The organism is Sulfitobacter sp. AS92 (assembly GCF_038900015.1).
Classification (GTDB): Bacteria; Pseudomonadota; Alphaproteobacteria; order Rhodobacterales; family Rhodobacteraceae; genus Sulfitobacter.
On the sequence record NZ_JBBMQL010000002.1, the window covers coordinates 305,987 to 319,331 of the forward strand.

Below are 13,345 nucleotides of genomic sequence, written 5' to 3' on the forward strand. Positions count from 1 at the left end.
CAGGGGCGAAGATGAGGACATGCAGATGCGCCAAACACGATTGCGCCGCCCCACGCGGCTGACCCTAATGGCCGGAACCAGTGCGATATTGCTGGCCGGTTGCGAAAATCAGCCGCTTGATTACGATATGCGCAGTACCTTTGGTGATGGTTTTTCAACTGCCGAGGCCGCGCGCGGCCCGCTTGCGGACCGACCCAAAGCCGATGCGCGGGGCGTGATTGCTTACCCCAATTACCAAGTCGCCGTCGCGCGCCGCGGTGATACGCTGGCGGATGTGGCCGGGCGCGTGGGGACCGACAGCAACGAATTGGCCCGGTATAATGGCATCGAACTGGGCGTGCCACTGCGCCAAGGCGAAATCATCGCCCTGCCGCGCCGCGTGGCCGAACCCGCGCCCGGCACCAATGGCAGTGTTGATATCACCACCCTCGCGGGCAGTGCCATCGACCGCGCGCCTGCGACCCCCAATGTGCAAACCCAAAGCCTGCCGCCCGTAAGCAGCAGCATCAGCACTCCTGCGACTCGTCCAGCACCATCGCCCCAGCCCGCACCATCGCCATCGACAGAACCGGTGCGCCACCGGGTCGAACGGGGCGAGACCGCCTATACCGTTGCGCGGCTTTACAACGTGCCGGTTAAGGCGCTGGCCGAGTGGAATGGCCTTGGCCCTGATTTCGCAATCCGGGAAGGGCAATTCCTTTTGATCCCGGTTGAGAAACAAGCGCCCCCACGTCAAGCAACAAACACCGCTTCCAGCGCCATTGCATCGCCTCCCCCGCCACCGGTCACCAGCGCGCCGGGCGCGGGCAGCCCCACGCCGACACCACCGTCGGCAGCCAAACCGCTGCCCCAAGATGACACAGCGCAGCCGCTGCCGCCCAAGGCCGAGCCTGCGAAACCTGTCGCCGATGTCGGCAAGCCGACTGCACCTGCCAAAGCCTCCAAGATGACACCGCCCGTCCAAGGCTCGATCATCCGCGCTTATTCGAAGGGCAAGAACGAGGGCATCAACATCCAAGGCAGCCCCGGTGCGCCGGTGAAGGCCGCCGAAGGGGGCACCGTAGCCGCCATTACCAAAAGCGCCGACGGCATCCCGATTGTCGTGGTGCGTCACCCCGACAACCTGCTGACCGTCTATGCAAATGTGGAGGGCGTGAACGTCGCCAAAGGTGACAGCGTCAGCCGAGGCCAGCAGATCGCCAAACTGCGCGGCGGATCGGAATCGCATGTGCATTTCGAGGTGCGCAAAGGCTTTGAGAGCGTCGACCCGACGCCCTACATTCAGTAAGACAACAAACAAAGGGGTCTGCAGATATTGCAGACCCCTTTGCTACTCTCCGACAGATCGCTGCTCAGCCTCCTGAGACGGCGACACCCTTTCGGCCAGCCAAATCCACAAAATATTGCCACGCCACACGGCCTGAACGCGCACCACGTGTGGCCTGCCATTCTACTGCTTCCACGCGCAGAGTGTCATCGTCGATCTTGACGCCAAACGCATCGCAATAGCCGCGGATCATCGCCAAATATTGATCCTGATCGCAGGGGTGGAACCCCAGCCAAAGCCCGAACCGATCAGAGAGAGAGACCTTCTCCTCGACCGCCTCGGAAGGGTTTATCGCACTGCCACGTTCATTTTCGATCATGTCACGCGGCATCAGGTGACGACGGTTGGAGGTGGCATAGAGCACGACGTTATCGGGCCGCCCTTCGATACCGCCATCCAGCACGGCCTTCAGCGACTTATAATGCGCGTCATCATGGCCAAAGCTGAGATCATCGCAGAACAGGATAAACCGCTGCGACGCACCCCGAAGCAGGCTTAGCAGACGCCCGACTGAAGGCAGATCTTCGCGCTGCAATTCCACGATACGCAAACCTTCATGTGATGACTGAACATCCGCATGTATCGCTTTGACAAGGCTAGATTTCCCCATACCGCGCGCGCCCCATAGAAGCGCATTATTGGCGGGCAATCCGGCCGCAAACTGACGCGTGTTGGCCAGCAGCGTATCCCGCGCACGGTCAACGCCAATCAACAGCGGCAGATCAATTCGCGCAACCTTTGCCACCGGAACCAGACGTTCGGGGTCTGTATGCCAAACAAAGGCCGTCGCCGCGTCAAAGTCGGGGGCTGAGAGCGGCGCCGGAGACATACGCTCCAGCGCCGCGGCGATGCGGTCCATCGGGTCATCGATCACAGCAGGTCTTCCTCGTCCTCATCATCGAAGTAACCTTCTTCGCGCAGTTTTTCGTCGCGCTTTTTCTCAACACGGCGCACGAGGAAGATCGAGATTTCGTAAAGGCCGTAGACAACGACGAAGAGGATCACCTGCGTGATCACATCCGGCGGTGTGACAAGGGCTGCCAGTAAAAGGATCGCCACCACAGCATATTTACGTACGTTTCCCAGACCCTCGGAGCTGACCAGCCCGGCCTTGCCCATAAGGGTCAGCAGAACGGGAAGCTGAAAGCACAGACCAAAAGCCACGATAAACTTGATGGTGAGCGACAAATACTCCTGCGCCGAGCCTTGGAAGGCAATGGCCGCAATGCCGCTCTCACCATCCGGCCCTTCACCGACGAGCGTGCCCGCCTGCTGGAACCCGAGGAAGAAATCGAACGCCAGCGGGGTGACGACGTAGAAGGCAAAGGAGGCGCCGAGGAAGAACATCGCCGGCGAGGAGATCAGAAAGGGCAGGAACGCCCCCTTCTCGTTTTTATAAAGCCCCGGCGCGACGAAGCGCCACAACTGGTAGCTAATGAAAGGAAAGCCCAGCACAAGACCGCCTAAGAGCGAGATTGAGATCGCGACGAAGAAACCTTCCTGCAGTTTGATCAGGATCAGCCCGCAATCTTCTTGTCCCCGCTCCGCCATGGCCGAGCACAGGGGCTCGGTTAGGAAGTTGAAGATCGGGTTCCAAACGGTAAAGCAGATCACCATCCCAATGATGAAAGCGATGACAGAGTGGATGAGCCGCGTGCGCAGCTCGGCCAGATGCTCGATCAGCGGGGCCGAGCTGTCGTCGATATCGTAATCGTCAGAGGCGCTCATTCAACTTACTCTTTTTTCGCGGCAGGTTTGGCTGCCGCTGGCTTCTTGGCGGCAGGCTTTTTCGCAGCGGGTTTCTTAGCGGCAGGTTTCTTGGCGGCAGGCTTTTTGGGCGCTGCTTTGGCAGGGACGGGTTTGGCCGCATCTTTTTCGATCACGGGCCGCGCAGGTGCCGTCTTTTTCGCAGGCGTCTTGGCAGTGGCGGTCTTGGCCCCTGTCTCTGCCGGGGCCGCGTCAGACAGCTTCGCCTCTGCCGCATCGGCCTGCGCCATGGCCTCTGTCGCCTCGCGTTGTTTGCGTTCTGCTGCTGCGCGGGCGGTGCTGGCTTGGATCTTTTTCACATCCTCCGCCTTTTGCGCCGCGAGTTTGCCGGTCTCGCTCTCGGGGTCGAAATTCGTCAGCGAGCGGGTCGCGTCTTTTACCTCGTCCATGGCACTGCCAAGCGGGTTGGTCGCGGTTTTCAACGACTTGTTCAACGACGAGGACATCTCGCGCATGCCGCTATCATCAGCGGCATCGTTCATGGCTTGGCTGAATTCACGCGCCATGCCCTTGGCTTTGCCCACGAATTGCCCGACGCGCCGAAACAGCACAGGCAGGTCCTTGGGGCCGACCACGATCAAGGCCACGACGCCGATGACCAGCAGTTCCGTCCAACCCAGATCGAACATGCGGTTACACCCGGTCTTTGTCGGTCTTCAAGTCGGTGCGAGGATGCGTGCCCTGATCGGTATGCTCTGGCAGGTCAGCGTGATGCACTTCGTCGACGTGTTTGATGTCGTCCGTGTGCTTGCTCTCTTCTTCGCCTTCGCTGATGCCCTTTTTAAAGCTGGTGATGCCTTTGCCGACTTCGCCCATGAGCGAGGAAATTTTGCCGCGGCCAAAAAGCACCAGCACGACAACCGCGATCAGCAGTAGGCCCGGCAGTCCGATATTGTTCAACATGTCTGTTCTCCCATCATGTTTGGCGCAAGTCATGCAGCGCCTGTCCTGCCTGTGATAGCGGGCCGCGCCGGGACCATGAAGGGGCAAAGCGGCGTGGCGGCGGTTCTGCGTGGGGTGGGAGGCAGAAATTCGGGCGTGCAATCTCTATTGTGACATGTTTTTGTCAGGAGCGCTGAATAGGAGCCGATGGTGTCAGTAAGAACCGAAGACCGCCTTGTGGCGCTGATCGACCGGCTGCGGGATGGGCAGGTGCACCGGGCCGAGGATCTGGCCCGTCGCTTTGGCGTCTCCACCCGCACGATTTATCGCGATATGGACAAGCTCAGCGCCTCAGGCCTCCCCATTGCAGGCACACGTGGCGAGGGCTACCGGATCACGCCCGCGATCACCCTGCCCCCGCTGACCCTGACCCCGGCAGAGCTTGAAGCGCTGAACCTCGGCCTTGCGGTGGCGGCGGAGGTTGGGGATCCCGCCCTGCAAGAGGCGGCAGAGACTTTGGCCGCGAAGTTCGACGCGGTCTTACCGACCGAGACCGTCGCCGAGGGGGCCGCTTGGTCTCAGGCGCTGAGGTCGCAGGGCAAAGCCACACGGGTCTTCGCCCATCTCCCGGTGCTGCGGGCTGCGGTTCAGGCGCGTCAGAAGTTACGGATCGGGGTGGCGGACAGCGGCAGCCAAGTCGTCCGCCCCCTCAAGGTTGAGAATTTGGGCCGGTTCTGGGTGTTGACCGCGTGGTGCGAGGGTACAGAGGGCTTCGCCACCTTCCGGCTCGACTTGATCAAGAGCGCCGAGGCCCTGCCCGAACTTTTCGTCGACGAGCCGGGGAAGACCTTGGCGGATTACTGGACCTGAACGCGGGTCAACGTTTGAGCCGCCAACCGGTTTGGGGGGGCAAGAACGCCTCGACACTCGCCTGTGCCACCACGATCGTATCCTGCCCCGTCGGCACATTCAGCCCGCCCATCACGGCACGCACCTCAGCCCGACCGCGCGGCAGCTTTGCCACCAGCGCGTCGATATCCACCTTTTCAGGCTCCTGCACCGCCACGGTGACCTGCACGCGCATTTGGTCTGGCGTCACATCCAACGCGCCAAACAGCGGCAGGGAAGAATGGCGCAAGGCGTCTTCGATCGCGCGGGCGCAGGCTTTGGTATAGTCCATCCCATGCAGATCGTTGCCCATGCCCATCTCGATGATGATCCGTTGTTCAGCCATCGCTGCGCTCCATGTCAAACCCCACGGAGAGCGCCACATTGGCCATCACGGTCGGGTTGCCCTCCCCTTCGGGGCGCGGCACGTCGAGGCCGCCGTGGTGCAGGTTCACCGTCACTTCGCCGTAAGGGAAGACTGCCCGCAGTGCGCCGGCATCCACCAGATCGGGGCGCTGCACGCCCACGTCGAGGGTGATGCGCATGTCGGCTTTATCAAAGCCAAAGAGTTCGGCCAGATTGATTGATTTATGCCACAGCGCATCCTGCACGGCGCGTTTGGCGGCTTGGGTATAGTCGCCCCGGCGCAGGGACGAGCCCATGCCGAATTCCACCATTAACGGGGTCATGATTTCACCGGAAAGACAAAGCAGCGGTCGCGGCGGACGGTCAGCCACATGACAGCGCCGGGTTGCGGCAGGAAAACGTTCGGCACCGTGGCTTTGAGCCGCGAGCCGTCTTGGTCGAGGACAAATTCCACAAGGCTTTCGTTGCCCATAAAGCGCGCGCGTTCGACCACCGCGCGTGCCGGGGTGCCATCGGTCGATGTGGGGCGCGGCCCTTGCCCGGCGCGGTCGAAGTCGATCCGTAGATGCTGCGGGCGGAACACGATATTCACCTTGGTGCCATCCGGCAGACCGGGGGCGAGGAACTCACCAAAGACCGTCTCGGCCAGTGCACCGTTCACCGTGGCCTCCAACACATTGGCATCGCTGAAAAATGCGACCGAAGCGCGGTCAACGGGCCGGGTATAGACATTGTAAGGCGCGCCTTGCTGGACGATCTTGCCATCACGCATCAGGGCGATCTCATCGGCCATGCGCATTGCCTCATCCGGCTCATGGGTGACCAGAAGAACGGCGGTGTCCTCTTCTTTCAGGATGCTCAGCGTCTCATCGCGGATGCCGTCGCGCAGGCGGTTGTCGAGGCCGGAGAAGGGTTCATCCATCAACATGATACGCGGTTGCGGGGCGAGTGCACGGGCCAGCGCCACACGTTGCTGCTCACCGCCCGAAAGCTGGTGCGGGTAGCCGTCAATGTAGCGCAGCAGGTCCACCCGTTCGAGCAGCAATTCAATCCGGGCGCGTTTTTCGGCCTTGGTGCCCTTCTTGAGACCAAAGCCCACGTTGTCGGCCACGCTCAGATGCGGAAACAGGGCGAAATCCTGAAACATCAACCCAATCTCGCGCCGCTCGGGCGGGACACGAAATACCGTGTCGCAGATCAACTTGCCATCGACATGGATCGTGCCACTGTCTTGCATCTCAACCCCCGCGATCATCCGCAGGGTCGTGGATTTGCCGCAGCCCGAGGGGCCAAGCAGGCAGGTCACCTGCCCCGGCATGATCTGCAGGGACACGTCGTCGACCACCTGCCGCCCGCCATAGCTGCGGCGCAGGTTCTTGATTTCCAGTCGGGGGGTGGGGTCACTCATGGAACTTGCGGTATCCGATCAAATCGCTCGGGAACCCAGCTATCAGCCTCGCCGCGCCCCCGCAAGCACCGCTGCGAAACCAGCGAGGAGTACAAGCACACAGATTGCCAGCAATTGCTCGTATTTATGCCCCTCAGGCAAAAGCGCTGCGACGGGCGCCCAGCCCCGTGCGAAGTACACCGTCGCCCCAAACATGGCAGCGGCGAAGGCGGCAAGGTAACTCCAAACCGCAATCCGCCGTCCGGCCACCAGCCCGACCAGCAGCACCGGGGTGAGGAACATCGACGCCGTCCCGCTGACCGCCACTGCGTCGAACAGCGTGGCATTGCCCCAAAGCGTCAGCAGCGCGCCCAAGATCATGAACCCTGCCATTACCAGCCGCCCGCCCATCAGGCTGCGCGGTGCGATGCGCCATTCCTCAACCATCAGCCGCGCGGCGGACGCCAACGCCGAGTCGAGCGTGGAGAGCGCCGAGACCAGCAAAGACAGCATCAGCGCCACGAAAATCCAGCCGGGGAACATCAGCCCCCATGTGCCGATCAGCTCGCCCTCATAGGCCGCCCCAGTCAGGCTGGCTTGGATGCCAAAAAAGCCGAAGCCGATGATACACAGCGTTGAAATCCAAAAGGCGTGGAGGAAGGAAGCCCGCGTCGTCGCCTCATCCGCAAGAAAGCCGCGGTCCATCATCACCGGATCATGGGCGGGATAGGAGAACACCTGCAGCAGCGCCACGACTAAAAGCACCCAGCCATTATAGGGCCCCGACACGCCCGGGGCGCTCAGCACCGCGCCAAGCTCGAAACCGGGGCTGAGCAGCAGCGCGCCGAGCGCGAGGCCAAAGACCACGAGAAACACCAGCATCTGCACCACGTCTGTGCGCAGCGCGGCAGACAGCCCGCCCCATGCCGAATAGCCAAAGCCCAAAGCGGCCACGATCAACACTGCCAACGTGCCCGACCCGGGCCAGACCGCTTCGAAAATCAGCGCCACGACCAGCAGGTTGGCAAAGACCTCGGACAAGAGCCGCAGGCCGATCACGAGGTTATAAGCCCCCGTTCCCACGCGCCCGAACTGCCCGTTCAGCCAATCCTGCACAGACCGAGCGCCGCCGCGGCGCAGGTGCCCGACGATGAAACCACCCGTGAGGAACGAGCCGTAGTAGGCTGCATAAGCCACCGTGCCCGCAATGCCGTAGAAATAGCCCAAGATCGCCGCGTTCATTAGGCTGCGGGCGAAAATCCATGTGGTGACTTGGCTTAGCACCAGCACCCAAAGCCCCGGCGCGCGGCCTGCCGCATTGGCTCCGCCAAAGAAACCTTCGACCGTGGCGCGACGTGGCGCGACCAGCAGGCTGGCAAGGATGACAGCGGCGAAGAGGACAATCAAAACGGTGGTTTGCATGGGCGCGGGCCTTTCTTGGCGGATCCTTAAAGCGTTAGCGACCTCACTCAGAGCAGACCATAGCTGAAACCGATGCTGGCAGAAACGTGACCGTTAGCGAGCAGGTAGCAGGTCGAAACTCACCTCAGCTACGTCGCGCCCGTTGACCTGCAAGGTGACCCGGTGCGGGCCCGGATGGAGGCGAAAGGTCGTCGCATTTCCTTTAAGCCGATGGCGCGTCGCAACTTGCAGGGTCTTTCCTGCCGCCAGCTTGGTAGCCTTCAGCTTAAACACCTTTTCCGCCTGTTTCCCGCCGGGTCGGGCAAAGCGGATGCGGTAGTCGACCATCACTGGCAAGCTTTGCTCTGCATGCAGGTCGCAGGTAATCTCCAGCACATCGCCGATCCTGACCTCCCCCGCCGCCAACCGCAGGTCAGCACGGATTAGCACATCGTCGCGATACCCCAGAAGACCAAGCGCGCCCCGGTGGCCCTGCTTCACCAAAACCCGCAGCGCATGGCGGGTGATCCAAGCCATCTCTTGCGCACCTTGTCGGCCCTCTGCCGCCCAGTCTTGAAGGGTTGCAACCACCAAATCGGGGTCATGCCTGGCAATGTCGTTAAGATGGTTGGCAACCGAGCGGGTGACGTAGCGTGTCGGGTCTGCATGGAGCCGCGTGAGCAGCGGCAGGGTCTGCGCCGGGGTCAAGCTGACCGCCCGCGCCCATGGCAGCCGAGGACGGGTGCCTTCGCTCACCAACCGCCGGACGTGGTAGTTTTCATCACCTGCCCAGAGTTCGAGACGTGCTAAAGTCTCCTCGGGCCAGCGGTTCAGGAAGGAACGGATGTAGAATTCCATTGAAAAGCGTTGCGTGGCCGCATGGATCAGGTCGAGCGCGCATTCGCGGTGATGCTCCAACCCATGCCGGACTGCCAGAATGCCGGGCATCGCATGGATGAAATGGCCAAAATCATCGTCGCGCCGCGATGGGTCCAATGCGGGCGGCATCGCGGCCTGCAACTGCTTGGCCATCGTGGGAAAGTCAGACGCCAACTGCGGCTCTAGACAATCAGCGATCCACTCCATCCGCTCCATAAGGGCACGGTCCGGCAGGCCGGCCATGACCTCGGCATGAAAGCGCGCAGCATCGAAACCCGGCAGGGCGGCGGCAAATTCACTTGACAGCCGCCCCACCGTATCTGCGTTGAACAGATGGTCCTTAAGGGAAAATGCCTCGGCCACCCCACTTACATCGTGATGTTGGTGCCGCCGCCGTCCAGCAACAGATTTTGGCCCACGATAAAGCCCGCGTGCTGTGAGCAAAGGAAAGCACAGGCCGCGCCGAATTCCTCGCGGGTGCCATAGCGGCCCGCCGGGATGGCTTCCTGACGCTCCGCACGAGCTTCATCCAGTGTGATCCCCTTGGCCTTGACCACCGCCCCATCGAGCGAGTCGGCCCGGTCGGTCGCATGTATCCCCGGTAGAAGGTTGTTGATCGTCACCCCCTTGCCCGCCACCTGACGCGAGGTGCCTGCAACATAGCCGGTCAGACCGGTACGCGCCGAATTGCTCAAGCCCAGCACCCCAATCGGCGCGCGCACGGATTGGCTGGTGATATTGACCACCCGGCCCCAGCCACGGTCCATCATGCCCGGCACCAGCGCTTTGATCAGCGCGATGGGGGCCAGCATATTCGCGTCGAGCGCCTTGATAAAATCTTCGCGGTCCCAGTCATGCCACATGCCCGGAGGGGGGCCGCCCGCGTTATTGACAAGGATGTCACAGCCCTCAGCGGCTTTGATGACCAGCTTTTGCCCCTCTTCGGTGGCCACATCCGCCGCCACGGTGACGACCTCGACGCCATAGTCCTGACGGATACGTTCTGCCGACGCCTCAAGCGCCTCGGCGCCGCGTGCGTTCATCACAAGGCTGACCCCTGCCGCCGCAAGCGCTTCGGCGCAGCCAAGGCCAAGCCCTTTGGACGAGGCGCAGACAAGCGCCTTCTTACCCTTAATTCCCAAATCCATTATGCGATTCCTCCTGTGCATTTGCATATGCCTACCACGGCCTGCGGCCAATGCCAGCAAATCACCCGAGCCTTGACCCATGGGGGCCACAATTCTACCTTATCCCGCTGGCGAAAGCCCCTAAATCAAAGGCCCGTCATGTCCAGCACTCGCACCGCCCCCGCCCAGAGCATCGCCGTTTACCGCGCAGCGGAATTGCGTGCGAGTGATGGGGCGAATATGGGTGATACGCTGTCTTTTGCCGCTGAACTGGTGCTTGACGATACCTATGAGTTGGATCGCGCAGCAGAGCCACGGCGGCTGTCATTGCTGACCCTTCCAGGCAACCACTTGCGACTTGCCGAGGATACCGCCGTGGGCAGCCCCGGTGCTGATCTGCACCTCGACAGTCTGCTGACGCTGATGTCGCCCGAAGGCCAAACCCAAGAGGCGCTGCTGCTGGTCGAAGTCGATGGCCAAGGGCGCGCGGCTGAGGTTTATCTTTTGCCACTGGGGCCACTGACCCCGCAAACGGGGTACTGCATCGTCGGGATTGATACCCAGACCGCGCAGCAGAAATTCGGCCAACTGGCCTGCGTCTCATTCACACGGGGCACCCATATCTCGCTCAGCACCGGTGAGTTGCGGCCCATCGAAGACCTCCGTATCGGTGACCGCATCCTGACCCGCGACGACGGTGTGCAGACCCTACGCTGGATCGGCCAGAGCACCCTGCGCGCGGTGGGCGATTTCGCGCCCATCTGCATTCGGGCGGGCACCTTGAACAATGAACATGACCTGATCGTCAGCCCCGACCACCGCCTCTTCATCTATCAGCGCAGTGATGAGATGGGCGCGGGCCGGTCAGAACTGCTCGTGAAAGCGCGGCATCTGGTGAACGGCGACAGCGTGACGGTGCAGGACGGCGGGTTTGTTGACTACTTCCAACTGCTCTTTGACGGGCATCAGATCATCTATGCCGAAGGGATCGCCGCCGAATCTATGCTGGTCGACAGCCGCACCCGCGCGGTTCTGCCGCCGGAAATGGCCGCTGCCTTGGGCGAGGTGATCCCCGGCCATTCCGATCTGCCCCATGCGGGGCTTGATCTGGCCGAGGCGCTGCTGAACCGCCCAAATGCGGCGGCGCTGCTGAGAAAAGCTTCAACCCGTTAGGGCGCCTCAACGGCGTAGTGAAACTCTTCCCGGACGATTTTGCCGTCTTTCACGTGGTAAACGCCGATCTCTTCCATCTGAAAGCGATCGCCGCTCTGCTTGTCGGTGGCGTCGACCTTGAAGACCGCGCTGAACTGCTCATCACCAAAATAGAACGGGCCTGAGACTTCACTCGCGTGTTCCTCCATCGCGTTTTCCCACCAGTCGTGTTTGCCGTGGATTGCTTTGATTCCATGGGTCTCACGCCCCTGCCCGCCCATATCGGCGGCCTCTACGGATACGGCATCTTCGGCATATAACTTATCTAGGTTCTCGCGCACTTTGGCCGCACCGGCACGGCAGCCGTTAACCAACTCTTGTGCAATCTCTTTCAGTTCCATCGCAAATCCCTCCATGTACCACTTATGTTCTCATGCTAGGCCTACGGTCGATTCGCAGCAATGCCCAGATTGCGCCCGGCCACGGCGCAGCCTATATGGGGCGGATGTTGGACACGCCGCAAAACCGCCCCGCCCTGCCCGCCGAGATTGCGCGCCGTCGCACCTTTGCGATCATCAGCCACCCTGACGCGGGCAAGACCACGCTGACTGAAAAGTTCCTGCTGTTTGGCGGGGCGATTCAGATGGCTGGCCAAGTGCGCGCCAAGGGCGAAGCGCGGCGCACGCGGTCAGACTTTATGGCGATGGAAAAGGACCGGGGGATTTCGGTCTCCGCCTCGGCCATGTCGTTCGATTTCCACAGCGGCGATACCAATTATCGATTCAACCTCGTTGATACGCCCGGCCACTCGGATTTTTCCGAGGATACCTACCGCACGCTGACGGCGGTGGATGCCGCCGTGATGGTGATCGATGGCGCCAAAGGTGTGGAAAGCCAAACGCAGAAACTGTTTGAAGTCTGCCGTATGCGCGACCTGCCGATCCTGACCTTCTGTAATAAGATGGACCGGGAAAGCCGCGATACATTTGAGATCATTGATGAAATTCAAGAGAATCTCGCCATCGACGTGACGCCCGCAAGCTGGCCCATCGGTGTGGGCCGCGATTTCGTGGGCTGCTACGACATGCTGCGCGACCGCCTGGAACTGATGGACCGCGCCGACCGGAACCGCGTGGCGGACAGCATCAAGATTGAAGGGTTGGATGACCCCAAGCTCGAACAGCACGTCCCCGCCGCGCTGCTGGAAAAGCTGCGCGAAGATCTGGAGATGGCGCGTGAACTGCTGCCGCCCTTGGACCTCAAAGCGATGCACGAAGGAACGCTGACCCCGATCTGGTTCGGCTCTGCTATCAACTCTTTCGGCGTGCGTGAATTGATGGAAGGCATCGCCAAATACGGGCCGGAGCCACAGATTCAGGCCGCCACGCCGCGCCAGATTTTACCCGAAGAAACAAAGGTATCCGGATTTGTCTTCAAGGTGCAGGCGAATATGGACCCCAAACACCGCGACCGCGTGGCCTTTGTCCGCCTCGCCTCGGGGCATTTTGAGCGGGGCATGAAAATGACCCATGTCCGCACCAAGAAACCGATGACAATCTCCAACCCGGTGATGTTTTTGGCCTCCGACCGCGAATTGGCCGAAGAGGCTTGGGCGGGTGACATTATCGGCATCCCCAACCACGGCCAATTGCGCATCGGCGATACGTTGACCCAAGGCGAGGCGCTGCGCGTCAGCGGCATCCCCTCCTTCGCGCCGGAACTGCTGCAATCGGTCCGCGCGGGCGATCCGTTGAAGGCCAAGCACCTCGAAAAAGCGCTGATGCAATTTGCCGAAGAAGGTGCCGCGAAAGTGTTCAAACCTTCGATCGGCTCGGGTTTTGTCGTGGGCGTTGTCGGGCAGTTGCAGTTCGAAGTGCTCGCCAGCCGGATTGAGTTGGAATATGGGCTGCCGGTGCGGTTTGAGGCGTCGCAATTCACCTCGGCTCGCTGGGTGAACGGTGCCAAGCAGGCCGTTGATAAGTTTACCGAAGCCAACAAACAACATATTGCCCATGACCACGATGGCGACATCGTTTACCTAACCCGCCTGCAATGGGACATCGACCGGGTTGAGCGCGATTACCCGGATGTGAAACTCACCGCGACCAAAGAAATGATGGTCTGACGCATCCCCCAAGCACAGGCAGAAAGCCTTGATTTCGCGGTCGA

General features: G+C 61.4%; 15 protein-coding genes. 4 read left to right on the forward strand and 11 right to left on the reverse strand.

Annotation, left to right across the window (positions count from 1 at the left end; genetic code table 11):
* Positions 1 to 19 precede the first annotated feature (19 nt).
* Complete coding sequence (locus WNY61_RS04670) at positions 20 to 1,288, forward strand: peptidoglycan DD-metalloendopeptidase family protein (protein WP_342850287.1); 1,269 nt, start codon at positions 20 to 22, stop codon at positions 1,286 to 1,288.
* A gap of 64 nt (positions 1,289 to 1,352) precedes the next feature.
* On the opposite strand, the gene WNY61_RS04675 is transcribed toward WNY61_RS04670, so the two are convergent.
* From WNY61_RS04675 to WNY61_RS04690, 4 genes are read right to left on the reverse strand one after another with little or no spacing between them, the layout of a single operon-like run.
* Positions 1,353 to 2,201, reverse strand: coding sequence for an ATP-binding protein (locus WNY61_RS04675; protein ID WP_342850288.1), 849 nt, complete (start codon positions 2,199 to 2,201; stop codon positions 1,353 to 1,355).
* Complete coding sequence (gene tatC, locus WNY61_RS04680; RefSeq protein WP_342850289.1) at positions 2,198 to 3,055, reverse strand: twin-arginine translocase subunit TatC; 858 nt, start codon at positions 3,053 to 3,055, stop codon at positions 2,198 to 2,200. The genes WNY61_RS04675 and tatC overlap by 4 nt, the downstream gene beginning before the upstream one ends.
* Positions 3,056 to 3,060: 5 nt before the next feature.
* On the reverse strand, positions 3,061 to 3,723 hold the full coding sequence (tatB, locus tag WNY61_RS04685) for a Sec-independent protein translocase protein TatB (protein ID WP_342850290.1): 663 nt from the start codon (positions 3,721 to 3,723) through the stop codon (positions 3,061 to 3,063).
* A 4-nt stretch (positions 3,724 to 3,727) separates the two neighbouring features.
* Positions 3,728 to 3,997, reverse strand: a complete 270-nt coding sequence (locus WNY61_RS04690; RefSeq protein WP_342850291.1) for a twin-arginine translocase TatA/TatE family subunit — start codon at positions 3,995 to 3,997, stop codon at positions 3,728 to 3,730.
* 186 nt (positions 3,998 to 4,183) lie between these two features.
* Here WNY61_RS04690 and WNY61_RS04695 point away from each other — a divergent pair, with 186 nt between their 5' ends.
* A complete protein-coding gene (locus WNY61_RS04695) occupies positions 4,184 to 4,846 on the forward strand; it encodes an HTH domain-containing protein (RefSeq protein ID WP_342850292.1) in 663 nt (220 codons plus the stop codon).
* 7 nt (positions 4,847 to 4,853) lie between these two features.
* On the opposite strand, the gene WNY61_RS04700 is transcribed toward WNY61_RS04695, so the two are convergent.
* The 6 genes from WNY61_RS04700 to WNY61_RS04725 form a co-directional block, all read right to left on the reverse strand.
* Positions 4,854 to 5,210 (reverse strand): Lin0512 family protein, encoded by a 357-nt coding sequence (locus WNY61_RS04700; protein ID WP_342850293.1) that lies wholly within the window; start codon positions 5,208 to 5,210, stop codon positions 4,854 to 4,856.
* Entirely contained in the window at positions 5,203 to 5,553 is a 351-nt protein-coding gene (locus WNY61_RS04705) for a Lin0512 family protein (protein WP_342850294.1), read from the reverse strand. The genes WNY61_RS04700 and WNY61_RS04705 overlap by 8 nt, the downstream gene beginning before the upstream one ends.
* Complete coding sequence (locus tag WNY61_RS04710; RefSeq protein WP_342850295.1) at positions 5,550 to 6,638, reverse strand: ABC transporter ATP-binding protein; 1,089 nt, start codon at positions 6,636 to 6,638, stop codon at positions 5,550 to 5,552. Before WNY61_RS04710 ends, WNY61_RS04705 begins: the two co-directional genes overlap by 4 nt.
* Positions 6,639 to 6,680: 42 nt before the next feature.
* Positions 6,681 to 8,039 (reverse strand): sodium:proline symporter, encoded by a 1,359-nt coding sequence (locus tag WNY61_RS04715; RefSeq protein ID WP_342850296.1) that lies wholly within the window; start codon positions 8,037 to 8,039, stop codon positions 6,681 to 6,683.
* Positions 8,040 to 8,132: 93 nt separating this feature from the next.
* Positions 8,133 to 9,260: a DNA alkylation repair protein gene (locus WNY61_RS04720; RefSeq protein ID WP_342850297.1), complete on the reverse strand. Its 1,128-nt coding sequence runs from the start codon at positions 9,258 to 9,260 to the stop codon at positions 8,133 to 8,135.
* 5 nt (positions 9,261 to 9,265) lie between these two features.
* The gene (locus WNY61_RS04725) at positions 9,266 to 10,045 is read right to left on the reverse strand and encodes an SDR family oxidoreductase (RefSeq protein ID WP_342850298.1); all 780 of its coding nucleotides are present in this window, start codon (positions 10,043 to 10,045) and stop codon (positions 9,266 to 9,268) included.
* Positions 10,046 to 10,183: 138 nt separating this feature from the next.
* On the opposite strand from WNY61_RS04725, the gene WNY61_RS04730 reads away from it, so the two are divergent.
* On the forward strand, positions 10,184 to 11,197 hold the full coding sequence (locus tag WNY61_RS04730; protein ID WP_342850299.1) for a Hint domain-containing protein: 1,014 nt from the start codon (positions 10,184 to 10,186) through the stop codon (positions 11,195 to 11,197).
* Here the strand turns inward: WNY61_RS04730 and WNY61_RS04735 are convergent.
* A complete protein-coding gene (locus WNY61_RS04735) occupies positions 11,194 to 11,577 on the reverse strand; it encodes a nuclear transport factor 2 family protein (RefSeq protein ID WP_120352229.1) in 384 nt (127 codons plus the stop codon). The genes WNY61_RS04730 and WNY61_RS04735 overlap by 4 nt on opposite strands.
* A gap of 104 nt (positions 11,578 to 11,681) precedes the next feature.
* Here WNY61_RS04735 and WNY61_RS04740 point away from each other — a divergent pair, with 104 nt between their 5' ends.
* Positions 11,682 to 13,301, forward strand: coding sequence for a peptide chain release factor 3 (locus WNY61_RS04740; protein ID WP_342850576.1), 1,620 nt, complete (start codon positions 11,682 to 11,684; stop codon positions 13,299 to 13,301).
* The last annotated feature ends 44 nt before the right edge of the window (positions 13,302 to 13,345 follow it).